This window comes from Rhizobium sp. P2_G9 (assembly GCF_056403475.1).
In genome coordinates this window covers 22,681-48,497 of the sequence record NZ_JBFUFK010000002.1, presented here as the reverse complement: position 1 = coordinate 48,497, position 25,817 = coordinate 22,681, and the positions used below count along the sequence as shown (strand labels likewise).

General features: G+C 60.8%; 21 protein-coding genes and 1 pseudogene. 10 read left to right on the top strand and 12 right to left on the bottom strand.

The window, feature by feature from the left end:
- Positions 1–11: 11 nt before the first annotated feature.
- From addA to ahcY, 6 genes are all read right to left on the bottom strand, one after another.
- A complete protein-coding gene (gene addA / locus AC1DYF_RS01860) occupies positions 12–3,554 on the bottom strand; it encodes a double-strand break repair helicase AddA (RefSeq protein WP_477874654.1) in 3,543 nt (1,180 codons plus the stop codon).
- Positions 3,547–6,732 (bottom strand): double-strand break repair protein AddB, encoded by a 3,186-nt coding sequence (addB, locus tag AC1DYF_RS01855; RefSeq protein ID WP_477874652.1) that lies wholly within the window; start codon positions 6,730–6,732, stop codon positions 3,547–3,549. The genes addA and addB overlap by 8 nt, the downstream gene beginning before the upstream one ends.
- 3 nt (positions 6,733–6,735) lie before the next feature.
- Positions 6,736–7,464: a nucleotidyltransferase family protein gene (locus AC1DYF_RS01850; protein WP_477874650.1), complete on the bottom strand. Its 729-nt coding sequence runs from the start codon at positions 7,462–7,464 to the stop codon at positions 6,736–6,738.
- Between the two features lie 6 nt (positions 7,465–7,470).
- Positions 7,471–8,985, bottom strand: coding sequence for a tRNA (adenosine(37)-N6)-threonylcarbamoyltransferase complex ATPase subunit type 1 TsaE (tsaE, locus tag AC1DYF_RS01845; protein ID WP_477874648.1), 1,515 nt, complete (start codon positions 8,983–8,985; stop codon positions 7,471–7,473).
- Positions 8,982–11,498 (bottom strand): ATP-binding protein, encoded by a 2,517-nt coding sequence (locus tag AC1DYF_RS01840; protein ID WP_477874646.1) that lies wholly within the window; start codon positions 11,496–11,498, stop codon positions 8,982–8,984. Before AC1DYF_RS01840 ends, tsaE begins: the two co-directional genes overlap by 4 nt.
- 328 nt (positions 11,499–11,826) lie before the next feature.
- On the bottom strand, positions 11,827–13,221 hold the full coding sequence (gene ahcY, locus AC1DYF_RS01835) for an adenosylhomocysteinase (RefSeq protein ID WP_477874644.1): 1,395 nt from the start codon (positions 13,219–13,221) through the stop codon (positions 11,827–11,829).
- Between the two features lie 273 nt (positions 13,222–13,494).
- Between ahcY and AC1DYF_RS01830 the strand changes: the two genes are divergently transcribed.
- Both AC1DYF_RS01830 and AC1DYF_RS01825 read left to right on the top strand, forming a co-directional pair.
- Positions 13,495–13,884, top strand: coding sequence for a type II toxin-antitoxin system RelE/ParE family toxin (locus AC1DYF_RS01830; RefSeq protein WP_477874642.1), 390 nt, complete (start codon positions 13,495–13,497; stop codon positions 13,882–13,884).
- Positions 13,881–14,225 (top strand): helix-turn-helix domain-containing protein, encoded by a 345-nt coding sequence (locus tag AC1DYF_RS01825; protein WP_477874640.1) that lies wholly within the window; start codon positions 13,881–13,883, stop codon positions 14,223–14,225. Before AC1DYF_RS01830 ends, AC1DYF_RS01825 begins: the two co-directional genes overlap by 4 nt.
- Before the next feature lie 29 nt (positions 14,226–14,254).
- Here the strand turns inward: AC1DYF_RS01825 and AC1DYF_RS01820 are convergent, their stop codons facing one another.
- The 5 genes from AC1DYF_RS01820 to AC1DYF_RS01800 form a co-directional block, all read right to left on the bottom strand.
- Positions 14,255–14,527 (bottom strand): HPr family phosphocarrier protein, encoded by a 273-nt coding sequence (locus AC1DYF_RS01820; protein ID WP_477875121.1) that lies wholly within the window; start codon positions 14,525–14,527, stop codon positions 14,255–14,257.
- Positions 14,528–14,553: 26 nt separating this feature from the next.
- On the bottom strand, positions 14,554–14,955 hold the full coding sequence (locus tag AC1DYF_RS01815; protein WP_477874638.1) for a PTS sugar transporter subunit IIA: 402 nt from the start codon (positions 14,953–14,955) through the stop codon (positions 14,554–14,556).
- A 140-nt stretch (positions 14,956–15,095) separates the two neighbouring features.
- A complete protein-coding gene (locus tag AC1DYF_RS01810) occupies positions 15,096–15,557 on the bottom strand; it encodes an HPr kinase/phosphorylase (protein ID WP_477874636.1) in 462 nt (153 codons plus the stop codon).
- Positions 15,557–17,350 (bottom strand): stimulus-sensing domain-containing protein, encoded by a 1,794-nt coding sequence (locus tag AC1DYF_RS01805; protein ID WP_477874634.1) that lies wholly within the window; start codon positions 17,348–17,350, stop codon positions 15,557–15,559. The genes AC1DYF_RS01810 and AC1DYF_RS01805 overlap by 1 nt, the downstream gene beginning before the upstream one ends.
- A gap of 65 nt (positions 17,351–17,415) precedes the next feature.
- Positions 17,416–18,147, bottom strand: coding sequence for a response regulator transcription factor (locus AC1DYF_RS01800; RefSeq protein WP_477874632.1), 732 nt, complete (start codon positions 18,145–18,147; stop codon positions 17,416–17,418).
- A gap of 301 nt (positions 18,148–18,448) precedes the next feature.
- On the opposite strand from AC1DYF_RS01800, the gene AC1DYF_RS01795 reads away from it, so the two are divergent.
- The 3 genes from AC1DYF_RS01795 to AC1DYF_RS01785 all read left to right on the top strand — a co-directional run bounded on the left by AC1DYF_RS01795 (position 18,449) and on the right by AC1DYF_RS01785 (position 22,124).
- Positions 18,449–20,059 (top strand): phosphoenolpyruvate carboxykinase, encoded by a 1,611-nt coding sequence (locus AC1DYF_RS01795; protein ID WP_477874630.1) that lies wholly within the window; start codon positions 18,449–18,451, stop codon positions 20,057–20,059.
- A 157-nt stretch (positions 20,060–20,216) separates the two neighbouring features.
- Complete coding sequence (gene arfB, locus AC1DYF_RS01790) at positions 20,217–20,651, top strand: alternative ribosome rescue aminoacyl-tRNA hydrolase ArfB (RefSeq protein WP_477874628.1); 435 nt, start codon at positions 20,217–20,219, stop codon at positions 20,649–20,651.
- Between the two features lie 219 nt (positions 20,652–20,870).
- On the top strand, positions 20,871–22,124 hold the full coding sequence (locus tag AC1DYF_RS01785; RefSeq protein ID WP_477874626.1) for a class I SAM-dependent methyltransferase: 1,254 nt from the start codon (positions 20,871–20,873) through the stop codon (positions 22,122–22,124).
- A 39-nt stretch (positions 22,125–22,163) separates the two neighbouring features.
- On the opposite strand, the gene AC1DYF_RS01780 is transcribed toward AC1DYF_RS01785, so the two are convergent.
- A complete protein-coding gene (locus AC1DYF_RS01780) occupies positions 22,164–23,057 on the bottom strand; it encodes a LysR family transcriptional regulator (protein WP_477874624.1) in 894 nt (297 codons plus the stop codon).
- Between the two features lie 109 nt (positions 23,058–23,166).
- Here AC1DYF_RS01780 and AC1DYF_RS01775 point away from each other — a divergent pair, with 109 nt between their 5' ends.
- The 5 genes and pseudogenes from AC1DYF_RS01775 (at position 23,167) to AC1DYF_RS01755 (ending at position 25,817) form a co-directional block, all read left to right on the top strand.
- On the top strand, positions 23,167–23,907 hold the full coding sequence (locus AC1DYF_RS01775; protein WP_477874622.1) for an SDR family oxidoreductase: 741 nt from the start codon (positions 23,167–23,169) through the stop codon (positions 23,905–23,907).
- A gap of 9 nt (positions 23,908–23,916) precedes the next feature.
- Positions 23,917–24,021, top strand: a pseudogene (locus tag AC1DYF_RS01770) (SDR family NAD(P)-dependent oxidoreductase); the annotation flags it as partial.
- A 111-nt stretch (positions 24,022–24,132) separates the two neighbouring features.
- Positions 24,133–24,342 (top strand): tautomerase family protein, encoded by a 210-nt coding sequence (locus AC1DYF_RS01765; RefSeq protein ID WP_477874620.1) that lies wholly within the window; start codon positions 24,133–24,135, stop codon positions 24,340–24,342.
- A 103-nt stretch (positions 24,343–24,445) separates the two neighbouring features.
- Entirely contained in the window at positions 24,446–25,330 is an 885-nt protein-coding gene (locus tag AC1DYF_RS01760; RefSeq protein ID WP_477874618.1) for a DMT family transporter, read from the top strand.
- A 58-nt stretch (positions 25,331–25,388) separates the two neighbouring features.
- The gene (locus AC1DYF_RS01755; RefSeq protein WP_477874616.1) at positions 25,389–25,817 is read left to right on the top strand and encodes a hypothetical protein; all 429 of its coding nucleotides are present in this window, start codon (positions 25,389–25,391) and stop codon (positions 25,815–25,817) included.

Here is a 25,817-nt window from a genome sequence, read left to right as displayed (position 1 = left end):
CAATGGGTAAATCATTGGCTTGAAATAGCAAGCAGGGCTTTTCCAAGTTCCGCTTCGCCCAAAGAATAAAGATGTGGCCCCTCGGTGTAGATCAGCAGGCAATGCACGGTTTTGCCTGGAAAAATAGGTTTTAAAACCTCGCGATAGAGCGCCAGCTGCGCCCGATGCGCGAAGGGGATGTCGTCAGCGGTCGCCGGCGGCACCAGATTGGTCTTGTAGTCAAGGATGAAGACGTCGTCTCCATCCACACCCATCCGGTCGATACGGCCGGAGACCGCATAGTCACGGCCGCCGATATGAATCATTCCCATGATCGACACTTCGGCCTGTGAATTCTCGCCATGCAGAACGGCGAACTGCGGCTCCTCAAGGATTGCAAGCACGCGGTTGGTCAATGTCCGCTGCTCGCTCTCGGACCAATGCGGCACGGCGCGAGCCAAATAGCGTTCTGCCGCCGTCGCCCGGTCTTCCGGTGCGAACTCCGTGAGCGTCTGCAAGAGGCGATGGATAAGCTTGCCGCGAATCTGCGCATGTCCCGCCGGCTGCTTCTCGGCGAACAAGGCGGATGGAACGATTGTCTCGCCCTCCTGCTCGTCAATGATCACATGCGCCCCGGACGGTGCAAGCGGCCTCGGCAGGTGCCTCTGGGCCGGCAGCGGTGAAAATAGTGCTGCGGGAGGCTCCGCCTGGCTCCGCTCGACAGCCTCGACCGGGGCGGCCGCCACGTTCTCGCTTTCCGGGCTGTGCCGCCATTTCCAGCCCTGCCATTCCAATGCACCGGCTCGGAACGTCACCTCCGTGCAGCGTGCACCGTCGCCGCTCAGCGCTGCGGCTGTCATCTTCGCCCAGGTGCCATCGACATCGCGCTTCTTGCGGAAGCTGCAGAGAATCAGCCGGTCCGAGGCGCGTGTCATGCCGACATAGAGCAGCCGACGATATTCTTCCTCGGCTGCTTGTTCCAGACGCAGGTCATCGGCGCTGATCGTCGGATTGAGAAAATCCTTGCCGGGATACCAGACAGGAATCGCCACCGGCACGCGGGTATCCTCGATCAGCCGCAGCTTCGACAGCAGCGTCTTGTCGAACGGTTTCGAACTGCCGTCGACGAGGAAAACCACCGGCGCTTCCAGACCCTTGGAGGCGTGCACGGTCATGATCCGCACTTCGTTGCGGCCTTTGTCCTGCTCGCGTTTGATCTCCGGCGAATCCTGTTCCAGCGTGGCGATAAAGGCGGCCAGCCCCGGCAGGCCAGCCTGCTCATGATCGAGGGCGAAATTGAGGAATTCGTCGAGCACATCGCTCACTTCGCTGCCGAAACGAGCCAGGAATTTCGCCCGCCCACCGTCGGCGGCAAGCAAAGTGGCATAGAAATCATAGACTCGAAGCGTCCGTGCCGACCGGCGCCAGCGCTCCAGCACGTCGCGCATCGAGCTCCAGACAGGATCAGTCCCTGCCAGCCGGTTCAGCTTCTGCCAGACGCTTTCGGACGCGTTCCGATTGGCGCAGAGCTCGAAAAGGCGGTCTTCGTCGAGATTGAAGAGCGGCGATTTCACCAGTTCCGCCAGCGACAGATCATCCTCGACCAGGAGAATGAACCGGCCGAGCGACATCAGGTCGCGCACGGCGATGTGGTTCGCTAGAACCAGCCGGTCGGTGCCGGCAACGGGAATATTGCGGCGGCTCTTCAGCTCGCGCGCCAGAGCCGCGGCAAAGCTGTCACGCTTGCGCACCAGCACAAGAATGTCGCCGGCAACGATGGCACGCGGTCCCTTTCGCGTGTTCAGTGTCGCCTTTCCGATCATTTCCTGAATAGACGCAGCCATGCGCTGCGCCAGCCGCACAGCGGAAGATTGTTCGGGCAGCCGGTCGAACGGCGCCAGCCAGTCCTCGTCCTCCTCGGTTTCCGTCTCGTCGGCGATCGTCTCCCATATGTCGACTGTACCGGCCTGACCCTGGCGGCTGGTTTCGTGCACCACCGCCTCCTGCTCAAAACTCAGCCCGCGGGCATTGTCGGGGTTCTCGAACACCTTGTCGACGGCGGTCAGCACATCCTCGGTTGAACGGAAGGAAACGTAGAGGCTGACCGGCTCAAATTCCTGGCCACCTGTCTTGGCACGCTCTCCCGTGGCGCGGCGTTCGAGCGCGAATCTTTCAGGTCGGGCGCCTTGAAATGAATAGATTGATTGCTTTTCGTCGCCAACGACGAACATGGTTCGGGTCAGCAGCCTCATACCAGCGCCGGCAAAAAACTCGTCACTAAGCGAGTTGATAATTTGCCATTGTGTCGGGCTGGTATCCTGCGCTTCGTCGACAAGGATATGGTCAATGCCTTGGTCGAGCTTATAGTGCACCCAAGGGCCGATGTCCTCTTTCTTCAGCAGCGACTCGGTGCGGGTAATGAAATCCTCGAAATCGAGGAAGCTGCGTTCCTTCTTCAGCTGTTCGTAATTGTCGATCAACTGCTCGGCCAATGTCAGCGCGCTGACGGTCGCCTCGTACATCCGAAATGTCTTGTATTCCTGCCAGACCGTCTGAATAAAGTCGCGCAGACCTGCGACACGATCGCAAAGACCGGGATTGACCTTGCGCATCGCCGCGCTTGAAAAGCTGGCATCGGCATAGGGCGTCTCGTCCTGTTTCAGGAAAGTGGAGCGCAACAATTCCAGCCGGCTTTCCGGTTCGTTTTCATGCACAGCGAGGTTGAGCTTGTAAGCCGTTTCCTGCACCTTGACGCCACCGGTGGAATTGGCGAGCGCCAGATAATCCTGTACCTGACCTGCAGCCAGGCCCGGCAGCGGCCAGGCTTTTCGGGCGATATCCTCGAGCGTCTGGCCACCCTTCAACCCCAGCGACTGGGCCAGCGCTGTCGCAAAGCCGCCGCGCGGCGCGGCAAAGGCAAGAAAGCGGCGGATTGCCGTGCGCTGACTGATGACGTCGCTGAGCAAGCGATTGAGACCGCTTTCATCGGCAATGCCGAGCACGTCGTAGAAGGCTTTCGCCAGTGCCGGATTGTTTTTCGCCTGTGTGGCGGTCAACAGGATGCGGCGAGCCTCGGAGAGCAGGCTCGAAGCGGCCTTGTCGTCGAGGACGCTGAAATGACCGGCGACATTGGCCTCCAGTGGAAACTGGTGCAGCAGCGCTTCGCAGAAGGCGTGGATTGTCTGGATCTTCAACCCGCCCGGCGATTCGAGCGCCCGGGCAAACAGTTTTCGCGCCTCGCCGAGCTTGATCCGGTCCGGCCGGGCACCTTCCATCTCGGAGATTTCCTCAGCCAGCGCCGCGTCATCAAGCGAGGTCCAGTGCGACAGCCGCTCGAACACCCGGTTGGACATTTCCGAGGCCGCTGCCTTGGTATAGGTGAGGCAGAGGATCGAGGATGGCCGTGTGCCGGCGAGCATCAGGCGGATGACGCGCTGAGTCAGCACGTGCGTCTTGCCGGACCCGGCATTGGCAGACACCCAGACCGAGCGCGAAGGACCAGACGCAAGACGCTGACGCCGGGTGGTTTCGTCCAGCGCGGTCAGCGCCAGCCTGTCGCGAATGGTGTCATTCATCGCCGGCCTCCTCCTCGCTATCCGCCGCGGACCATTCGGCGACGCGGGCGAGATGGTCGTAGTCGCCGCCATAGTCACGGTCGCGGAAGGGGGCGACTCGCGACTTGAAGCCGGCCCGGCCGGTTTTCAGGGCTTCGGTGAGTTTGGCGAGCTGGGTGATCGATTCGGTGGCCAGATCCTCCGCCGATTTGCGATCCTCTGGCCGGGTGCGTTGGGATTTGTCGTTGTTGACCGGTTCCGCCTTGAAATTTCGCCCGGGACGCAACCGCACATAGATCAGGTTTTCCGTATCCAGCGCCTTCAACCCTTTGAAAGCGCCGGCCCTGAGCGCGGCAGCCTCCAGCGACAGCTGCGGATCGAGAAGCGACCTTGCCTCCTTCACCGAGGGCGAAAGCCCGGTCTTGTAATCGATGATATCCGCCTTGCCATCCTTGCGGATATCGATGCGGTCGGCACGGCCGGAGACCGTCAGCCCCGGCATTTCCATCCGCGCATCGATTTCGACAGAAGTGCTGATAATATCGGATCGCCGCGCCGCCTCATATGTCAGGAATTCGCGCGCCATGTCCATGAAGCGCGGCCTCCAGATGGCATCGATATGCAGCGGCAACTGCGCCTGGTCGAAGACGTCCTGGGCGATTTCCTGGATCGCGACGAAAGCATTTGGGGCGCGGGGATCGATACCTTCGCGTGTGAACTGCTCGACCACCGCGTGGTAGATGTTACCTCGCTCGAGTGCCCCCGGATCCTGGTTGAACGGATCCATCGGATCGAGCTTGAGGACCCGTCGCGCATAGATCGCATAGGGATCGCGCCGCAGCCGCCCAGCCTCGCTGAAGGAATAACCCTTGGGCTGCAGACTGGCGTCGGGCGTCGGCGCGGGTCGCGGCGAAAACGGCTGGTCTTGCCCGAGGTCGATCGTGCCGGCAATCTCCTTGTAACGATCGCCCGCGGCAATCACGACCCTGCCGAAGTCGTCGCCAGCGACCGACAGCAGCCGCTGCAAAAACCGTGAGGCGACCGACGGCGCGCCGCCCTGCCGTACCGCGCGCGTCAGCACCAGCTTCTTCGTGCCGAGGCCCATGACGAAATCATGCGCCGCCTGGCCGATGCGTCGCTCCGGCGGCTCCATGCCGATCTCAGTCTTCATCGCCCGCGACAGGAAGGGATTGTTGGCGGTCTGACCCGGCCAGACACCTTCGTTCAAGCCACCGAGAACCAGTGTATCGACACTCTGCAGTCGCGCCTCCAGCGTGCCCCAGATCATCACGCGCGGATGGTCGACCGATTTCGGCCTGATGCCAATGCCGGCGATCAGCGCCGTCATCGCATCAATCCATTGCGGCCCATCGGCTTCCAGCGTATCGCCGGTGTCGATCAGGTCGCGCAACAGGTTGGCAAGGGCCAGACCGGCGTCGCAGCCCCAGAGACTGCCGAGATCGCCACTCTCGTCGGCGCAAAAACTTTCCAGCACCCGCCCGGTCGCCTCCGCCCACTGGTTCAGGGACAAGCGGCTGGAGGAACGCCCGTCTTCGGAGCGGGCCAGCAGTGCCGCCAGCGGTTCGACTGCCTTCTCGATCGTGGCACCCAGCTGCGTCAGCTCATCGAGGTGATCGAGCACGACGAGATGCGCCTGCCACTGCTTTTTGTGCCTGTTCTCCTGCAATTCCGCGATCGCAATGCCGATCAACGGCGTCAATTGCGAGGGATTGGCGAGCGTTGTGCCGCCACGCATGGTCAGCATTTCCAGCCGGTTGACCGCGCCTTCCAGAATGGCGCGGCTGCGGCCGAGCTGGATCAGCGGATGTTTCAACAGGCCTATCAGCGCCACTGGATCGCCGGGCCGCAGAACGCATTCGAGCAGGAGCTGGACGAGCGCGCCGTGATGCGAAGAGATCAGTGGCGTGCCGGCCGAATCGTCCGCTTCGATGCCGAAACGCTTGAGCTCGGCCGTCACGCGGCGCGCCAGATCGCGATCCGGCGTCACCAGCGCTGCCTGCGCCTGGTCATTGCCGGCCAGTGCGAGCTTAAGCGCGATGGCGATGGAAAGCGCCTCTTCACGCTCATTGGTGGCCTCGATCAGAGCGATGTCTGCAAAGGCGTCCTGCAGTCGCGTCGCATCGCCTTTGGTTCCGTCTTCACGCCACTGGCGATGATTGACGTCGGCTTCGGCCGGCGTAAAGGCCTGTGAGACGGCGGCGCCCCGCGCCTGCAATTCCCGTGGTTCGTCAACGAGTGCAATGACATCGCGCCGCAACGTACGAAGCTTCTGCAACAGATGGAAGAGACCATATTGCGGGTGGCTGCGGCTGGCGGGGTCGATGCTGGTCGTGCCGTCGGTTTGGATGGCGCCGGCAAGCTGCCAATGCGCGTCGCTCATCGTTTGGTCGAGACCGGGTAGGACCACGACGCCGCATTCGAGATCATGAATGGCCGTGATCAGGTCTGCGGTGGCGGGGATCGAGCCGGTCGAGCCGGCGACGATCACCGGATGCGGCGTCCGCTCTCGCGCATAACGTCGTGCCTCGGCGCGGATAGCCTCGCCGCGATGCAGTGCCGGCGAGGAGCGGTTGAGCTCCGCCAGCCGCGACGGCCAGTAGGCGCTGGCGATTTTCAGGAATTCGCCGGTCAGCTGCCACCAGAGTGCCCGGTCGCCGAGCTCGATCCTGTCGAGCCCCTCCCAACCGGTTTCCTCGGTTTCGACCTGATCGATCAATTCGGCCAGCGCCTTCGCCAGCCAGATCGCATCGGCGGGGCTGGCCGGCGCCACCAGCGGCGAATCATTGTGGATGTCGCGCAGCATGTCCGGCAGCCGATTGCGCCAGATGAGGATCAGCCGCGCCAGCTCGATCAGCCGTGTCAGCGGCGCGACCGGCGGCAGCAGGTCGAGATTGCTATCGGGGATTTCGTCGAAATAGCCGGCATCATCGTCGATTTCGCCAAGCGGCCGGATGACCGGCAGAATGGCGGAGCGGCCATCCATCAGGTCGACGAATTCGGAACGCAGCGCCCGCGCCGCGCGCCGTGTCGGCACGTAGATCGTCGCGCGTGCCAAACTCATCGGATTATCCGGCGTCAGCCGGAAGCTCGGGATCAACAATCCGTCCGCCAGTGACCGCGCCAGGGTTTTGAGGAAGGGCGCGCCGGGCGGGATGGTGAAGACGCGGCCGCCGGACATTTTCTATACCCTTTCCGAATAGCGTTCGACCGCGGCCTCGGCGGCACCGATCGCTTCCGGCGTACCGGCCGTCACCCAATGGCCGTCGAGAATCATGCCGAAAAGCCGGCCAGCGGCAATCGCCTTGTCGAAATAGATGTTGAGATTGAACGGTCCCTCCGGCGCGTCGTCGAACATAGCCGGATCGACGACCATTGCACCGGCATAGATCACGCCTTCTCCCTCATCCGGCCGATAGCGCACCAGCCGGCCATCGTCCAGCAGCGAGAAATCGATCTTGCCGTCATGGCCGGTCGTGTCCTCGAGCCGGACGCAGAGCATGGCCATATCCATCGGCGCGGAATCGAAGAGTTTCGCCAGTCGCCGCAAATTGCTCTCGCAGCCAGGTCTTTCACCGATCCAGAAGAGATCGGAATTCATCACGAAGGCCGGTTCTTTCGGCAGCAGTTTCAGGCCCTTGGCAAGCCCGCCGCCGGAATTCAGGAGTAGGGCGGTCTCGTCCGAAATCAGGATGTCCAGACCCGGATAATGCTGGAGATGGGCGAGCATTTGATCCGCGAGATAATGCACATTGACCACGGCGCGGCTGGATCCGGCTTCCTTCAGCAGGTCGAGCGCATAGTCGATCAACGGCTTGCCGGCGATCTTCACCAGAGGCTTGGGGATCGTATCGGTAATTGGCCGCATGCGGGTCCCGAGGCCCGCTGCCAGCACCATCGCATTTTCAATCATGGATGTTCAGGTTTCCGGTGATTCGGCTGTCGGGATTCCAGCCCGCTTGCACCAATCGCGCAAGGGGGCTGTCACCGGATGTTCGAAAGACATGGTCAAATGCCAGAGCGTGCGCGGCATATGGCGCATGTAACCGGGCAGATGATCGCGGTTCATCAGCCGCACCCAGAGGCCGTTCAGGCGGCAGGCGCGCTGCGCCGACATGATCGCATAGGATTTCAGGAACAGGTCGCGATCGAACGGCCCGGCTTTTTCGCGCGCATCCATATAGATCTCGATCAACCGGTCGCGCAGCGGCCGCGGCACAGTCGCCCGAGCGTCCTGGCTGAGCGCCATGACGTCATAGGAGGATGGACCGATGATCGCATCCTGGAAATCAATGATGCCAATCCGGTCGAAATCCTTTCGCTCCTTGAGCCAGATGAGATTCGGCGAATGGTAGTCACGCAAAACCAGTTGTTTCTCGACGCTTTGTAATTCATCGATCAAGTGGTCCCAGATATCGAGATATTCGGCGCGTTCGGCCTCGCTTGCAGGCGCTCCGCGCCGCCAAGGGATATGCCAGTCGAGCAGCACCTCACATTCGAATTTCAGCGTCGAACGCTCGAAGCTCGGCAAAACATGGTCTTCGCCATTGCCGATCGGCAATCGTTCCGGCATCGGCAGTTTGTGGAAATCCGCCAGGCAGCGCACCGCTTCTTCGTAACGCTCCCGAATCGGTTTGCCTTCCGCATCGATCACACCTTCGTTGCCGAGGTCCTCGATCAGCAAAATGCCCTGGACGATATCGCTCTCGTAGATGGCGGGTGCCGAAAGGCCGATATCTTTCAAATATTTATCAACCGCGATAAACGGTCTGACATTCTCTGCCAGATGCACGAGCTGGGAATAGGGCTTGCCGTCGCGGATCGGCGGACCGTTGGAGCGCGCCGGCGAATCCATCAGCACATAGGGCTCGCCGCCGGCAGTCAGGACGCGTTCATAGGCCCGGAGCGATGAATCGCCTGTCAGGAAGCGCCGATGGGCGCCATGATAACCCCGGTCTTCCAGGAATCGGCGGATCGCCATGACCCGCTTCAGCCGATCGGCGAAGCGCTGGTTTCCAGTCGAAAGTGTCAGTCGCCGGCCGTCATTCTCGTGAATGATCGAGATTTGCACCGATTGTTTCGGCAGCGAATCGCCGGCGCGATCAGGCCATTCGATCAGCGCGACACCCTTTTCGAGTGATTCTTCCAGGCCCAGTTCGACCAGTTCACTCTCGTCCGCTAGACGGTAGAGATCGAAATGGCTGACCGGAGTTCTCAGCTCGTAGCTCTGAACCAGCGTGAAGGTCGGACTTGGAACTTCAAGGTCGTCATCATTGGCGAGTGCGCGAATCAATGCGCGGCTGAGTGCCGTCTTGCCGGCGCCGAGATCGCCCGACAACGCCAGGCAGTCCCCCGGTTTGACGGTCAGTGCCAGGTCTTCGCCGAATGCGGCGGTTGCCGCATCATCCGCCAGATATACAGAAAAATCCGTCATCCGGCGGATTTCTCCTGATACAATGCCGACAACACGCCGGTCGGGATACGGCAGGTAACGCGCGTGCCGAGGCCCGGTGCGCTGTCGACCTCGATCGAGCCGTGATGCAGGTTGACGAAGCTTTCGACGATCGAAAGACCGAGGCCCACGCCCGACTTGCGCCCGCCGCGGCTGTCGGATTCGAAGCGATCGAAAATCTTTGCCAGCATGTCCGGCGCCATGCCGGGGCCGGAATCGGAGACCGTGAATAGGAAATCGCTGCCTTCGCGCCAGCATTTGAGGCCTATGGCGCTGCCGTCAGGGGCGAAATTGGCCGCATTGGCGAGCAGTTTCAGGAAGATCTGCTTGAGCCGCTGGTGGTCGGCGAGGATGACGCCGAGATCGTGATCGGCGGTGATCTTCAGCGTCACCTGGTTTTCCTGCAGCCGATGGGCAATCTGCATCGCCACCTCGTCGAGCAGGTCGTTGATCGTCACATCGGAATAATGCAGTTCCATAATGCCGGCGTCGACCGTTGCAAGATCAAGAATGTCGTTGACCAGCGTCAGCAGCACCGAAGACGAATTGGAAATGTGGTCGAGATATTCCTGCTGCCGGTTGGTGAGCGGGTCCATGCCCTGCGTGCGCAGAAGATCGGTGAAACCGATAATATTGGTCAGCGGCGAGCGCAGCTCGTAAGAAACGTGCTGGACGAAGGCGTTCTTGAGCTCGTCGGCCTTCTGCAGGGCCTCGTTCTTCTCCTTCAGCGCCCGTTCGGCGAGTTCGCTGTCAGTGACGTTGACGAAGGTCAGCATGGTCTGCGCGTTCGGCAGCGGGATCACTGCATAGTCGAGCACCAGCCTGGTCTTGAGCTCCAGTTTGCCGGATGCCTGGGCGCGCTGGTCGTCGAAGCTGGTGATAATGCGCGTGAACGTCTTCCAACCGTCCGGCTGCTCATAAGACGGCAGGCAGGCTGTCTCGATGGCGCGAATATGCGTGCCAGGCGCAGCCTCTTCCGCCGTAATGCCCCAGAGCGCCCGGAAAGCGGGGTTGGAGAACGTGACCTTGCCATCGGGGGTGAACACCGCCACGCCTTCGGCCAGATGATCGATGGTTTCGCCCTGCACCTTGAGCAGCGTGTTGTAACGGGTTTCGAGATCGACCTTCTCTGTCAGGTTCTCGAACACCCAGGTGGCGCCGCCCTGCGGCCGGGCCGTGGCAAAGACACGCAAGGTCTGTCCATTCGGCAGGTGCCAGAGGTCATTGTGCGGCTCGATGGCGCGATAGACGGAAAGTACGCTTTCCTTCCAGTTCCGCCAGTTGAGCTGCTCCGGCAGCTTGGCCTGGTTGCGCAATTTGTCGAGCAGCTCGCCATGGGTCGGATAGGATTCGAGGAAGGGAATATCGAGGTCCCAGAGCTGGCGGAAGGCCTGATTATAATATTGCAGGCTCTGCCGCTCGTCGAAGATCGCCACCGGCGTCGCCAGCATATCGAGCGTTTCGGCATGGCTCTTGATCGTGCGGCGCAATTCGTCGCGGATGGCTTCAGAGCGCGAGACGTCGACGGCAATGCCGGCCGAGCCGTTCGGCGTGCGCACGTCGACCACTTCGTAGAAGGTACGGCTCCCGGCCACCACCGTGCCGACCTTGTCGCGGAACGGGTTATCGGGTGTAGCGATCGCCTTGATCTTTTCGCGCGTCACCGTCTCCAGCAGTTCGCGGCTTTCCTTGAGGACGGCTTCGGGGCTGGCGGCGGACACCGCTTCGCCATAGGCTTCGTTTACCCAGGTGAGCGCGCCCTGCTTGTCGCGCTGCCAGCTTGGCATGTCTATGGCGTCGAGCAGCGATTGGAAGGTGCGGATCGAGCTATTCAGCTGCTCGCGCTCGATCTGCAGCTCGGCCAGTTCGGCGCGCAGATTGTTGAGCGCCACGAAGCGGACGAAGGCGCGGCCGCCGGACACTCGTCCTTGTGCCTCCAGCACTTCGTCGCGGCTCGTCTCGATCACCATGTCGAAACTGGTCGCATGACTGCGCAACTGGTCGATGGCTCTTTCCAGGTCGCCGGCAGAGCGCGGCTTCAGCCAGCGCCCGAAGGCAAGGAAATCGCGGTCATTGGCCGGCGCGCCGGTTTCCGGCGGCAACTGGCCGAGGAATTCGGCCTGGCTCGATTGGCCGTCCCAGATGACGATGCGACGGTTCTTGTCCGCGATCAGCGATTCGTAGCGGGAAATCTTGCTGCGCGCATCGAAAAGCGCGGTACGGATCTGGCGATTCTCGCTTTCCATCACGTTGCGCTTGCGCATCAGCGCGAAGGCGGCGATCAGCGAGACCGACACCAGCCCGGCGGCCGCAGCGATCCCCATGATGTTGACGGAGGAAAAGCGGCCTGGAACGACTTCCGCCGCTTCGGCCGCCGCTGGAATCAAGGCGCTTGCCGAGAACAAGGCCTTCTTGAGCGTCAGCGAGAGGCCCGATCGGGATTTCCGCTCCCGAGCCCTTCCACGTCGCACCAATGCCTTGTTGTGTTCCGCCATCTAGACCAGTCCCCGTCTGCCCTGTCTTCTGCCATGCTGCCTGCTGCAGCCCGATCCATGGATCGCGGTTTCCGCCGGCCGCATGTCCGGCGGGGGCCCCAGAATCATTCGGGAACCCATGATCTTTCTTGGACGACAAATACGTCAGCCCGGTGGATTGAAGCTTATTTTTCCGCCAGCCGCATTTTGGCCGAAATCAGCAACAATCGAATCATGTGCAAAAACAATACAATGCCAGACTTTCTTCGCAAAGTGATTGGATCAAAAAAGAGGCCGTGCTGTCATAAACAACACGGCCACCAGATTTAGTAGGTCGATTTTTAGAAAATCAATAGCGGTAGTGTTCCGCCTTGAACGGGCCGGCTTTTTCGACGCTGATATAGTCAGCCTGGTCGTCCGAAAGCTCGGTGAGGCTTACGCCAAGCTTTTCAAGGTGTAGACGGGCGACTTTCTCGTCCAGGTGCTTGGGCAGCACATAGACCTGATTCGTGTACTTGCCGTCATTGGTGAAGAGTTCGATCTGGCCCAGCACCTGGTTGGTGAAAGAGGCGCTCATCACGAAGGACGGATGGCCGGTGGCGTTGCCCAGATTGAGCAGGCGGCCTTCCGAGAGCAGGATCATGCGGTTGCCCTTGGGGAACTCGATCAGGTCGACCTGAGGCTTGACATTGTTCCACTTGAGGTTCCTGAGAGCCGCAACCTGGATCTCGTTGTCGAAGTGGCCGATATTGCCGACGATCGCCATGTCCTTCATCTCGCGCATATGCTCGATGCGGATCACGTCCTTGTTGCCGGTGGCGGTGATGAAGATGTCGGCGCTGGAGACGACGTCTTCGAGGCGGACGACTTCAAAGCCGTCCATAGCCGCCTGCAGCGCGCAGATCGGATCGATTTCGGTGACCTTGACGCGGGCGCCGGCGCCACGCAGTGAGGCGGCCGAACCCTTGCCGACATCGCCGTAACCGCAGACCACGGCGACCTTGCCGGCCATCATCACGTCGGTGCCACGGCGGATGCCGTCGACCAGCGATTCCTTGCAGCCATACTTGTTGTCGAACTTCGACTTGGTGACCGAGTCATTGACGTTGATCGCCGGGAAGGGCAGCAGGCCCTTTTCCTGCAGCTGATAGAGGCGATGCACGCCCGTCGTCGTCTCCTCCGTGACACCCTTGAGAGCATCGCGCTGCTTGGTGAACCAACCCGGCGAAGCCGCCAGGCGCTTCTTGATCTGGGCGAAGAGCACTTCCTCTTCTTCCGAGCCGGGATTCGCCAGCACGTTCTCGCCGGCTTCGGCGCGGGCGCCGAGCAGGATATACATCGTGGCGTCGCCGCCATCGTCGAGGATCATGTTGGAGACGCCGCCATCGGCCCATTGGAAGATCTGATCGGTATAGGTCCAGTATTCGATCAGCGACTCGCCCTTCTTGGCGAAGACCGGGATGCCGGCGGCGGCGATCGCTGCAGCAGCGTGGTCCTGGGTCGAGAAGATGTTGCACGAGGCCCAGCGGACTTCGGCGCCGAGCGCCACCAGCGTCTCGATCAGCACGCCGGTCTGGATGGTCATGTGCAGCGAACCGGTGATGCGTGCGCCCTTGAGCGGCTTAGTCTTGCCGAACTCTTCGCGGGCCGACATCAGGCCGGGCATTTCGGTTTCGGCGATGTTGAGTTCCTTGCGGCCGAAATCGGCGAGCGCAATATCGGCAACCAGATAGTCGTTGGCCATGCTTGTTCTCCAGCTAGATGACACGCCGCGATTGATCGCGCGTGGGAAAGCGGCGGAAGACCCGCCGGAATTTGGCATGCGAGCCCTTTACCAGCGTTCGGAAGAGAAGGCAAGAATGATATAAAGAAATCTTTATGTGTTTATGAGGCGTCCAGGCTGCCACAATGAATTCATGCCTTGTGGGATCCCGGCGACCTTCGCCTTGTGGGACGGCATGATCACTTATCTTTCATCCTTGGTTGACATTTATGGGTATTTATCCATAATCGTCTCATGATTCCGCCGACCGTGCCGCAAAAAGCATGTTTCTTCGTTGGCTCCGCCGCGAAGGACATTCGAGGCTTGCCGGAGGATGTGCGTCAGCATTTCGGCCATGCGATCCATCGAGTTCAATGTGGCGAGGAGCCCATCGATGCCAAGGCGTTGAAAGGTTTTGGTGGGCGATCGGTTCTGGAAATCGTCAAAGATTACAACAGTGACACCTATAGGGCCGTTTACACGATTCGCTTTGCCGAAGCGGTCTATGTGCTTCACGTCTTTCAGAAAAAGGCGAAAAAGGGCGCTGAAACCCCCAAACCTGACATCGACCTCGTCAAGCAACGCCTGCGGGCCGCCGAAGAGCATTATCGCGAGCACTGTAACAAAGGAGGACGGGAGCCATGACAACCGAGAAAGAGCCGGTAGCTATCGAGGCGAGCAGCGGCAATATATTTGCGGATTTGGGCCTCCCGGATGCGGAGGAGACCCTTCTTAAGTCACAGGTGGTGATTGTGCTTCATCGGCTTATCAAAGCCCGGAAACTCACTCAGACCGCCGCTGCGAAGCTTATCGGCATCAGTCAGGGTGACCTTTCGCATATCCTTCGGGGCCAATTCAGGGGATGGTCTGTGGGTCGCCTCATGCAAATGCTGACCGCATTCGAGCAGGACGTAGAGATCGTCGTGAAGCCGCATCCGAAAAGCGGAGAGCCTGGAACAATCACCCTAAGCGCTGCCACCGCCTGAAGTGCGGTGTAACCGAGGGGACCCTGCCGTCACATCTCCTCGCCGAACTTGTCGGCGATCAGCGCCTCGATTGTGGTGAGCGCTTCATGCGCCTGGTTGCCGGAGGCGCTGACCATGATTGACGAACCAGGCCCGGCGGCCAGCATCATCAGGCCCATGATCGAGGTGCCGCCCACCGTCATCCCGTCCTTGGACACCGTGATATCGGCATCGAAGGGTTCGACGGTTTGGACGAATTTGGCTGAGGCGCGTGCGTGCAGCCCACGTTTGTTGATGATCAGGAGCTCTTTTTCCAGCGTCATACGGGTCAGGGCGCCTCGCTCTGGTCTCATTTACCGCTCAGGACGCGGCTGGCGACATAGATATATTTCCGTCCGGCTTCGGACGCTTCCGAAAGCGCCTTCTGCATGTTGTTTTCGGTTCTGACGCCGGCCAGCTTGATCAGCATCGGCAGGTTGACGCCGGCGATCACTTCGGTATTGCCGCGCGACATGGCCGAGATCGACAGGTTGGAGGGCGTGCCGCCGAACATGTCGGTGAGGATGATCACGCCATTGCCGTCATCCGTCTTGCTGACCGCATCGACGATATCCTGGCGGCGCGCATCCATATCGTCTTCGGGACCGATGGAAACCGTTTCGATGGCCTTCTGTGCGCCCACCACATGTTCGAGCGCGGAGCGGAATTCCTCCGCCAGACGCCCATGCGTCACAAGCACCAGTCCGATCATACGCGGTACAGCTCCTCATCGCTGGATATAAGGGCGCGCTGTTAACCGAATTGCAGTGCCCCGTCCACTGTCCGGCGGTCATTCTGGCAAGGAAAGTCGGAAGTTCAAGTCCCTGCCTATAAATTTTGAAACGATTTGTTTCAAAGTTGAAAACAGCCGGCGATCGGAAAGCCTGAAATCAGGACAGTCAGCCGGTCGAAAGGATCGGTCACGGCACGGTCGATGAAGGCGAGCGGAAGCGTGTCTGCCTCCCCCGGCGGCCATCGCCGGCCATCCTCCGGAATGCGGGTCGCCGAATCAGCGGCCACAGGTTGCAGGGCAAGATGCAATATCGCGCGATCGGTCGTCGGCATTTTACCGATGCCGCTGCCATAGAGCTCGATCATGCCTTTGATCGTCTCGGGCGCGGTGGCGATCGCGCGGCCATTCACCCAGTCGATGAACACCTGGTCATCGGCGACCAGCGCAGCAAAATGCCCCGAACGCCTGGCCGCGGCCATCAAACGGACTGCGAGGCCCGATTTGCCGCTGCCGGAAGGGCCGACAAGGATCAATCCAGTCGTGCCGATGACGAGCGCGGTGCCATGAAAAAGGCGTGGCATCAGCCCTGGCCTTTCTCCGGCAGCGTCAGCACGAAGCGGGCGCCAATCCGCTGGCCGGCTGCATCGAAGATGTTCTCGGCCACCAGCGTGCCGCCATGCGCCTCGGCGATCTGGCGGCTGATCGACAGGCCGAGGCCGGAATTCTGGCCGAAATCTTCGCTATTGGGCCGATCGGTATAGAAACGCTCGAAGATGCGGTCGATATTCTCGGCCTCGATGCCGGGACCATTGTCGTTGACTTCGACAATGCAGTTGCCGCCGTCCTTGCGCAGCTTCACGGCGATCAGCCCGCCCGGATCGGGCGCGAAAGAACGGGCATTTTCGATCAGATTGGTAATGATTTGTCCGATGCGCGATTCATAGCCCGTGACCGCGAACCCGGTCTTTCCAGCACTCTTGCGGTCGACATCGAAGGTCACCTTGACCTTCTTGCTCTTGGAGCGCACCTGGCTGGCAATATCGATCAGGCTCTCCAGCAATTTATCCATCTCGAGTTTCTTGGCGTCGGTGCGGGCCAGTTCGGCATCCAATCGCGAGGCGTCGGAAATGTCGGAGATCAGCCGGTCGAGACGCCGCACGTCGTGCTGGATGATGTCCATCAGCCGCTTCTTCGAATCGTCGCTCTTGGCCAGTGGCAAGGTTTCGACGGCGCTCCTGAGGGAGGTCAGCGGGTTCTTGAGTTCGTGACTGACATCGGCGGCGAAGCTTTCGATTGCGGCGATCCGGTCATAGAGCGAATTGGTCATGTCGCGGAAGGCCGACGACAGATTGCCGATCTCGTCCTGGCGGAAGGAAAAATCCGGGATTTCCTCGCGCGACTTGACGCCGCGCCGCACCCGCACCGCCGCCGCCGCCAGCCGCCTGAGCGGATTGGCGATGGTGGACGACAGAAGCAGCGACAGAATCACATTGACCATGGTGGCGACGCCGAACACCCGCATGATCGCGAGGCGCTCGCCATGCACGATCTGGTCGATGTCGCCTGCCTGGGTGGAGAGCAGGAGAACGCCGACCACGGCGCGAAAGCGCTGTACCGGCACGGCGACGGAGACGATCAACTCACCGCCTTCGGTCACGCGTACCACGGCGCCGCGCACGCCGGTCAGGGCATTCTTGACCTCCGGATAGATCAGGCCATCGCCGCCGGGGCTTTCCTTGTAGAGCGGCAGGTTGGAAGGCTGCAGCAGGCGGTTGAACCAGGCTGCGAACTTGTCGCTGAACTGCTTTTCGTCACTGACCGGCGGCAGGTCGAAGCGCAGCACTTGGCCGCGCGAATAGAGGAAGCGGGAATCGAGGATCAGGCTGCCGTCGGGATCGAAGATGCGCGCCCGGGTATGCGTCGGCGAGATCAAGCGCCGGAGCACTGGCGCGATCTTCTGCGGATCGATCGGAAATTCCAGGTCCTCATCACTCGGCACCGGGGTGATCGATTGCCCCGCTTGCAACTCGAGCAGTTTCTGCGGGTCGATGGTGATCGAATTGGTATCCACCTGTGCCGAAGCCGACACGGCGGCGGCGATGATCTCGCCCTGGGTCAGCAGGCTTTCGACCTTGGCATCGATCAGGCCCTCACGGAACTGATTGAGATAAAGGATGCCGCCAACGAGCACGACCAGTGCGACGAGATTGAAGAACAGGATTTGTCGCGTCAGGCTGGAAAACAGAGCATGGCCAAACAGCCGCCGGATATAGACAAAGCCTCGATAGAAGCGCGAACGCCGCCGCGCCCGGGCTTTCGCCAAGGCCGGACGATCCTGCTTCCYGATGTTCTCCACATCCGCAACGGTGGTCATTGCGTGCTTGCCTTTGCCGCCGTGGCGGCATGAATCACTCTCACGATACTATCAGGCCTATACTATCAGGCGCCTGGGCTTTCGCGGAACCTGTAACCGACGCCATACAGCGTTTCGATCATGTCGAAATCGTCATCGGCCATCTTGAACTTCTTCCTCAGCCGCTTGATGTGGCTGTCGATGGTGCGGTCGTCAACATAGACCTGTTCGTCATAGGCCGCATCCATCAAGGCGTCGCGGCTTTTCACCACACCCGGCCGAAGCGCCAGTGCGTGCAGGATGAGAAACTCGGTCACCGTCAGCGTCACCGGTATGCCCTTCCAGGTGCAGGTGTGGCGTTCCTGGTCCATGACCAGCTGGCCGCGCTCCAGCGATTTCGTCTGCACCGCGCCGGGCTTGGCAGGCATGGCACCGCCGGCCGCTGCCGCTTCGCGGCTCGCCACGCGGCGCATGACCGCCTTGACGCGCTCGACCAGCAGGCGCTGCGAAAACGGCTTGGTGATGAAATCGTCGGCGCCCATCTTCAGTCCGAACAGCTCATCGATCTCCTCGTCCTTGGACGTCAGGAAGATCACCGGCAGGTCGGATTTCTGCCGGAGCCGGCGCAACAGCTCCATGCCGTCCATGCGCGGCATCTTGATGTCGAAGATGGCGAGCTGCGGCGGCCGCTGCAGCAATCCGTCGAGCGCCGAGGCACCATCCGTATAGGTTTCGACCTTATAGCCTTCGGCTTCAAGTGCAATCGATACCGAGGTCAGGATGTTCCGGTCGTCGTCGACCAGGGCGATTGTCGCCATGAAAGTCTCCATTTTCGAATGTCCGCGCAGAGGTCAGCGGCGCATGCATGAGTATAAACGTGGAACAAATTGTGGCAAACCCTTTTGGACTTTGTTTTTGCCTGGCGCGGTTTGCCTGCGACATTGGGTGGCGGCGGTATCTGTTAAGTCTCTGATTCAAACGATTTAAAATTAAGTCTGATTTTTTAAATCGATTAAATCATTGATACTATTAACTTAATCCAATTTTAAACGCTTGTATTTTTAAAATTTTTCTGTCTATCTCAACAAATCGGCTATCTCATTGGGAAAGGAACACGCCATGGAGGAGCTCGGAATGACGAACCAGGATCTCAAATTGGAAGCGCAGGGATTCATCGATCTGGTGTCGGTTCGCTACAACTATTCCGAGGCGGAACTCTATGAGGACGCGATCCGCAACGGCGAAGCGGTGCTCACGGCTCATGGCGCTCTCCGGGCCTTGACCGGCCAACATACCGGCCGTTCGCCCAAGGATAAGCACGTCGTTCGCGATGAAAACACCGACAGCCAGATCTGGTGGGACAATACCCGCGCCATGTCGCCGGAGCAGTTCGCGACGCTCAAAGCCGACATGCTGGCGCATGCCAAAGGCAAATCGCTCTATGTGCAGGACCTGATCGGTGGCGCCGACCCTGAAAATGCCCTGCCCACCCGTGTGGTCACCGAATTTGCCTGGCACTCGCTGTTCATCCGCAACCTTCTGATCCGGCCCGATCGGTCAAACCTCGAAAGCTTCGTGCCGAAGCTGACGATCATCGATCTGCCCGACTTCAAGTCGGATCCGGCACGTCACGGCACGCGCTCGGAGACCGTGATCGCCTGCGATTTCACCAATGGCCTGATCCTGATCGGCGGCACCTCCTATGCCGGCGAGATGAAGAAATCGGTGTTCACCGCGCTTAATTATCTGCTGCCGCCCAAGAGCGTCATGCCGATGCACTGCTCGGCCAATATGGGCGCCGACGGCGACACGGCGGTGTTCTTCGGCCTATCCGGCACCGGCAAGACGACGCTCTCGGCCGACCCCAACCGCACGCTGATCGGCGATGACGAGCATGGCTGGGGCGAGCAGGGTGTCTTCAATTTCGAAGGCGGCTGCTATGCCAAGACCATCAAACTGTCGCGCGAATCCGAGCCGGAGATCTATGCCACGACCGAACGTTTCGGCACGGTCCTGGAAAATGTGCCGCTCGATGCCAACCGCTTGCCGGACTTTTTTGACAACTCGCTGACGGAAAATACCCGCGCCGCCTACCCGCTGCATTTCATTCCGAACGCATCGGCAAGCGGCCGTGGCAATCATCCGAAAACCATCATCATGCTGACGGCTGACGCCTTCGGCGTCATGCCGCCGATCGCCCGGCTGACGCCGGACCAGGCCATGTATCACTTCCTCTCCGGCTACACCGCCAAGGTTGCCGGCACGGAAAAGGGCGTGACCGAGCCGGAAGCAACCTTTTCGACCTGCTTCGGTGCCCCGTTCATGCCGCGTCATCCGGCGGAATACGGCAATCTGCTCAAGGCGTTGATTGCCAAGCACGGCGTCACCTGCTGGCTGGTCAATACCGGCTGGACCGGCGGTGCCTATGGCACCGGTTCACGCATGCCGATCAAGGCCACGCGGGCGCTGCTGACGGCAGCCCTGTCCGGCAAGCTCAACGATGCGATCTTCCGCCGCGACCACAATTTCGGCTTCGAAGTTCCGGTTGCCGTCGAGGGCGTCTCGACCAAGATCCTCGACCCGCGCTCGACCTGGGTTGACGGCGCTGCCTACGACGCTCAGGCCCGCAAGCTGGTCGACATGTTCGTCGCCAATTTCGCCAAGTTCGAGAACCACGTCGATGGCTCTGTCCGTGACGCGGCGCCGGGCATGCGCATCGCGGCTGAATAGTCCAGACTTTCGTTCGAGAGGCGGAGGGAGGCCGCCTCTCGAACGAGATGGTAGAATGGATTCACGTGAAACCCGGCGCCGACCACGCCGGGTTTTGCTTGTCGGTGCTCTTCCGGCCCGCTGCCTTTCATGGCAAGGAAGCGGCAAGGAGTTTTCCATGGCCGCCGACACGCTCTACATCGATGACAATATCGCTATTGCCGGCTGGGAGTTGACGGAGAATTTCGTCCTGGCGTCCGGGCCGGGCGGCCAGAACGTCAACAAGGTCGCCACCGCCGTAGAGCTCCGCTTCGATCTGCTGCATTCGCCATCACTGCCCGAACGCGTCAGGCTCAATGCCCGCCGTGTCTTCGGGCGCAAGCTTTCCAAGGAAGGCGTGGTCGTCATCTTTGCCGCCAAATTCCGCTCCCAGGACCGCAATCGCGAGGACGCGCGCGAACGGCTGAAGGAATTGATCCTTGAAGCCAATCAGCCGCCGCCTCCGCCGCGTCGCCCGACCAAGCCCACCCGCGGCTCCGTGGAACGGCGCCTCAAGGCCAAGGCCGGCCGGTCAGATGTAAAGAAGGCAAGGGGCAAGGTGGATGACGAATAGCTACCGCCAAAGCGCGTCGCGTCGTTATGGATTGAAGTGACGCGCTTTCGCTCTTCGTTTTTTGCGCATAACCTTGTCCTGAAACGGGGACTCATCTCGGGAAACATGCGGTAGCGGTTGTCCTAGGCTGCCTTTTCAGGCACGTTAAGGCTGCTGGCTCGTCTTTCATCCATGGAAAGTGGAAGCCAGCATATCGGGATCACCAGCTTTGGGGGAAGCATGGCCTTGGATATCGCTGCAATGATCGCCAAAATCGTCAGGAAGGGTTCGCTGAAGCTCATCAGAGCGTCTGGCGAAACGCAGACGTTCGGCGACGGTTCGGAAGACACGATCGTGGTGCGCATCACCGACACAGCAGCAGAGCGGGCGATCGGCCGCGACCCGGCGCTACGGCTCGGGGAAATGTATATGGATGGCCGCTTCATCGTCGAAGAAGGAAATATTTTCGACTTCCTGTCGCTGGTGCGTCGCAACGGCATCAAGAAAGCCGCGACGCTGAGGATGGTCACCCACGGACTGGCGCGCATCGCTGCAGCGCAGATCCGATCGCGCGTGCCGATCAATCGTAATCTTCACAATGTTTCGCATCACTACGATCTGAGCGCCAAGCTGTTCGACCTCTTTCTCGATGAAGACTGGCAATATTCCTGCGCCTATTTCGAGCCGCCCGGCATCAGCCTTGCCGAAGCCCAGCTTGCCAAAAAGCGCCACATCGCCGCCAAGCTGCTGCTGGAGGACGGCAAGAATGTTCTCGATATTGGCTCGGGTTGGGGCGGCATGGCGCTTTATCTCGCCGAAGCGGCGGATGTCGATGTCACCGGCATAACGCTCAGCCAGGAACAGCTCAAAGTCGCGCGCAACCGTGCTTTGACGCGCGGCCTTGACAATCGGGTCCGCTTCGAGCTCAGGGACTATCGCGACCTCGAGGGCCGTTTCGACCGCATCGTCTCGGTCGGCATGTTCGAGCATGTCGGCATCGGCAATTACCGGCATTTCTTCAGCAAGATAGCCTCCATCCTCGACAAGCAGGGCGTCATGGTGCTGCACTCGATCGGCCGCACGCGGCCGAACTACGCGACCAACCCGTTCATCGAGAAATACGTCTTCCCTGGCGGCTATATGCCGTCGATCGCCGAAGTGCTGCCCGCGATCGAAAAAGCCGGACTGCTGATCAAGGATATCGAAGTCCTGCCCATGCACTATGCTCATACGCTCCGGGCATGGCGGGAACGGTTCGTCGCCCGGAAGGCGGATGCGGTCGCGCTCTACGACGAGCGGTTTTTCCGCATGTGGGAATTCTATCTCGCAGTCTCGGAAGTCGCCTTCCGCCATGACCGGCTCTTTGTGTTCCAGATCCAGCTGGCCCGCCACCAGGACACGGTGCCTTATGCCCGCAWCTATATTGCCGAGCGGGAGGCAGCGCTGCTGGCGTTTGAAAAGACGCGCAAACCTCTGGAAAAAGTGATGTTCTGATCCGCCTTGATTGACGCTGCACGTCTGATTGTGAAGCGTCTAAAGCTCCGCCTCGGCGAAAATCTGCGCTGCCCATGTCAGGAAGGCACGGAGCCTCGGCGCCAATTGCCGGTTTTGCGGGTAAAGCGCCGATAGTGGCGTCTTCGTTGGCGGATAGTCCGGTAACACCTCGATCAGCGATCCGTCGCGCAAATCCTCGACCAGCCGATAGCGCGGCGCCTGGATCAGGCCGAAGCCGAGCCGCGCGAGATCGGCCATCGTATCCGAATTGTTGACGGTGATTCGGCTCGGCAGGCGCACGAGCCGTGTTTCGCCTCGGATGGTGAATTCGAGCGGCATGACTTCACTTGTACGCGACGACATGAAGCCGACCATTCGGTGTCCTTCAAGCCCGTCCGGCGATGTCGGCATGCCGTGCTTTTCGAGATAGCTGGGGCTCGCACAGGTGATTTCCGTGATATCGGTGAGCTTGCGGGCGATCATGCCGCTGTCCTCCAGCGCACCGGCGCGGATCACGCAATCGACTCCCTCGCGCACCAAATCCACCAGCCGGTCACCCTGGCCGATATGCAGGTCGAGCAGTGGATGTCGCTCCAGGAATTCCGGCAGCCGCGGCAGCAGGAAGGTGCGGGTCATGAGCGGATGCGCATCGATCCGGAGCAATCCACGCGGCTGGGCATCGAGGAATATGTTTTCGGCCTCTTCCACTTCGGCAAGAATGGACAGACAGCGCCGGTAAAAAGCCTCGCCATCGAGCGTCGGCTTCACATGCCGTGTCGTCCGCTCGAGCAGGCGTGCGCCGATCTGCGCTTCGAGTTGCTTGATCACTTCGGTCGCGGTGGAACGTGCCAGCGCCATATCCGCAGCGGCGGCCGCAAAACTGCGGCGTTCGACGATGCGGACGAAGAGCTGCATTCGGTCAAGACGGTCCATATGCCATTGTTCACCACAGCCGAATTCAGATGTCAAATATCCTGTGATTGTCTATATCAACGTGAACAAATACCTTTGTCTCATCAGATTGAAGCAAGGAGACAAGATCATGTCTGGTACTGAAACACATACCGCCATCGTCACCGGCTCATCCAAGGGCATCGGTGCCGCAATCGCCAAGCGCCTGGCCGCCGACGGCTTTGCCGTGATCGTCAACTATGTCTCGGGCAAGGCCGCGGCCGATCAAGTCGTCGCCGAGATCGAGGCGAAAGGCGGCGGCGCCGTCGCGGTCGGCGCCGACATCGGCAGTGCAGATGGCATCGCCACGCTGTTCGACGCCGCGGAGAAGACTTTTGGCGGTGCCGACGTGCTGGTCAACAATGCCGGCATGATGCAGCTGTCCCGCATCGCAGACACCGACGATGCCGCCTTCGAACGCCAGGTCGCCGTCAATCTCGGTGGCGTGTTCCGCGGCATGCGCGAAGGTGCCAAGCGCCTGCGGGAAGGCGGCCGGATCATCAATTTCTCTTCGAGCGTCGTTGGCCTCTACCAGCCGACCTACGGCGTCTATGCCGCGACCAAGGCCGGCGTCGAAGCGATGACCCACATTCTCGCCAAGGAACTCGGATCGCGCCGCATCACCGTCAATGCCGTGGCACCCGGTCCCGTCGAGACCGATCTCTTCCTCAACGGCAAGAGCGACGAACAGGTCAAGGCGATATCCGGTATGAACCCGCTCGGCCGCCTGGGCCAGCCGGACGATATCGCCGGCCTTGTCTCCTTCCTCGCCGGCCGCGACGGCGGCTGGGTCAATGGCCAAACGATCCGCGCCAATGGCGGTGTGATCTGAGGTAATGTCATGGAAAAGAAGATCGTTCTCGTGACCGGGGCTGCAAGCGGTTTTGGCGCCATGATGGCCCGCGCACTCGCCCGGGCTGGCCACCAGGTCTATGCCTCTATGCGCGACCTCTCCGCCCATGGCGGCCGGCCCGACCGCGTCCGCGCCCAGTTCCTGGAGCGGATCGGCTTCACCGGACTCCTCCATCCAACCCGCTGAAACAGGAAAGGAAACATCATGCCCTTCGTCAATATCAAGACGCCGGAAGGCGCGCTCAACAAGGCCCAGAAGGAAGAACTGGTTCATCGCGCCACGGCGATGATGGTCGATTATTTCACCGAAGCCGCCCGACCGCACACGATGGTGCTGATCGAGGAGGTCAAGGATGGCGGCTACGGTCGCGCCGACGAAGTATTCGTCATCCCTGATGCCTATCGGGCAAAATAGCTGTTGCATTCAGCGATATCACAGGTCAGCCGGCCGGCGGGAGCGCTTGCCGGCCGTTTGGCTTCATGCGATAGCGAATCATCTTCTCGATCGACGACTCTGCATGTTCCTTTCCGAAATCCTCGCCATTGCTGCGGCGACCTGCATCGCGACCAGCGGCATGCTGATCGGTGAACTCAGGGGGCGTGTTCATGTGCTGCGCCTGGCGCGCTGGCAGTTGACCGCCGCTTTCCTGATGACGGCGGCTGTGTCACTGGTTCTCGGCGGCTGGCGGACGATCACATGGGAAGCGCTGAGCTATCTCGCCTGCTCCAGCCTGTTCGGCATCATCATCGCCAGCACTACTTATTTTGCCACCATCTACTCGATCGGCCCGCGGCGGACCGCGCTGCTCTTCTCGCTCACCTCGCCTTTCGCGCTGGCGCTCGGCTATTTCGTCTTCGGTGAAACGATCAGCCTGCGCCAGGGCGGCGGCATCGTCCTCGTTCTCGCCGGCATCATCATGGCAATCGGCTTGCCGGGCCGCAGCGATCCCGCTGTGACGTCCGGTGAGAAAGTACCGTGGTTCGGCATCGCACTGGGCGTCGTCACCGCACTCGGCCAGGCGCTCGGCAGCCTGTTTGCGCGGCCGGCCATGGCGGCAGGCGCCGAGCCGTTCACCGCCATGGCGATTCGTTCAGGACTGGCCGCGATCGTCTTCACCCTCCTTGCCTTCCTGCCGTTGCAAGCCTGGAAGCAGCCTTACAATTTTTCGCCGAAAATGCTGCTGCTCGCCGTCACCGCAGCCGTCTGCGGCACGGGCCTCGGCATGTCGCTGCTGATGGCAGCGCTGGCGCATGGCAATGTCGGCATCGTTTCGACCTTGTCGTCGATGACGCCGGTGGTGATCCTGCCGATGGTCTGGCTGCGCACCGGCAAGGCACCTGCGCCGCCGGCCTGGCTGGGTGCGGCCTTGGCGGTGGCCGGTACGGCATTGATCAGCCTCTGAATAAATTCCTTTGCCAAGGCACTCGCCCGACATAACAATCACGCCGGAGGGAATCGTCATGCCGAGGCTGATCATCGCCATTTTTCTGTCACTGACATCGGCTGCGCTCGCGCTTGCCGGTCAAATCCACGAGCCCGCCAAGGGCTCGGCGGAACGAGTGGCAATCCTCGATGCGATCCGGCCGGCGATCGAAGCGCAGATGCGTGGACCGGTCGAATTCAATATCCAGGCCATGCGCACCGATGGCGACTGGGCCTTCGTCATGGCCGATCCGCAGCGTCCCGGCGGCAAGCCGATCGATCCGGAAACAACGGCCTTTGCCGGCCAGGAGGATGACATGGACGGGTTGACGGTTCTGGGGCTGGCCCGTCTCGTTAGGGGTCATTGGGTGCACATCGACGACATTATCGGTCCGATGGATGCGGCGCAGACTGCGTGGATCAAGAACTACCAGGTGCCCGAAACCGTCATCAACGGGCAGCAATAG

Coding starts and splice junctions, on each gene's coding strand:
- addA (WP_477874654.1), bottom strand. CDS start 3,554: ATGAATGACACCATTCGCGACAGGCTGGCGCTGACCGCGCTGGACGAA.
- addB (WP_477874652.1), bottom strand. CDS start 6,732: ATGTCCGGCGGCCGCGTCTTCACCATCCCGCCCGGCGCGCCCTTCCTC.
- AC1DYF_RS01850 (WP_477874650.1), bottom strand. CDS start 7,464: ATGATTGAAAATGCGATGGTGCTGGCAGCGGGCCTCGGGACCCGCATG.
- tsaE (WP_477874648.1), bottom strand. CDS start 8,985: ATGACGGATTTTTCTGTATATCTGGCGGATGATGCGGCAACCGCCGCA.
- AC1DYF_RS01840 (WP_477874646.1), bottom strand. CDS start 11,498: ATGGCGGAACACAACAAGGCATTGGTGCGACGTGGAAGGGCTCGGGAG.
- ahcY (WP_477874644.1), bottom strand. CDS start 13,221: ATGGCCAACGACTATCTGGTTGCCGATATTGCGCTCGCCGATTTCGGC.
- AC1DYF_RS01830 (WP_477874642.1), top strand. CDS start 13,495: ATGATTCCGCCGACCGTGCCGCAAAAAGCATGTTTCTTCGTTGGCTCC.
- AC1DYF_RS01825 (WP_477874640.1), top strand. CDS start 13,881: ATGACAACCGAGAAAGAGCCGGTAGCTATCGAGGCGAGCAGCGGCAAT.
- AC1DYF_RS01820 (WP_477875121.1), bottom strand. CDS start 14,527: ATGACGCTGGAAAAAGAGCTCCTGATCATCAACAAACGTGGGCTGCAC.
- AC1DYF_RS01815 (WP_477874638.1), bottom strand. CDS start 14,955: ATGATCGGACTGGTGCTTGTGACGCATGGGCGTCTGGCGGAGGAATTC.
- AC1DYF_RS01810 (WP_477874636.1), bottom strand. CDS start 15,557: ATGCCACGCCTTTTTCATGGCACCGCGCTCGTCATCGGCACGACTGGA.
- AC1DYF_RS01800 (WP_477874632.1), bottom strand. CDS start 18,147: ATGGCGACAATCGCCCTGGTCGACGACGACCGGAACATCCTGACCTCG.
- AC1DYF_RS01795 (WP_477874630.1), top strand. CDS start 18,449: ATGGAGGAGCTCGGAATGACGAACCAGGATCTCAAATTGGAAGCGCAG.
- arfB (WP_477874628.1), top strand. CDS start 20,217: ATGGCCGCCGACACGCTCTACATCGATGACAATATCGCTATTGCCGGC.
- AC1DYF_RS01780 (WP_477874624.1), bottom strand. CDS start 23,057: ATGGACCGTCTTGACCGAATGCAGCTCTTCGTCCGCATCGTCGAACGC.
- AC1DYF_RS01775 (WP_477874622.1), top strand. CDS start 23,167: ATGTCTGGTACTGAAACACATACCGCCATCGTCACCGGCTCATCCAAG.
- AC1DYF_RS01765 (WP_477874620.1), top strand. CDS start 24,133: ATGCCCTTCGTCAATATCAAGACGCCGGAAGGCGCGCTCAACAAGGCC.
- AC1DYF_RS01760 (WP_477874618.1), top strand. CDS start 24,446: ATGTTCCTTTCCGAAATCCTCGCCATTGCTGCGGCGACCTGCATCGCG.
- AC1DYF_RS01755 (WP_477874616.1), top strand. CDS start 25,389: ATGCCGAGGCTGATCATCGCCATTTTTCTGTCACTGACATCGGCTGCG.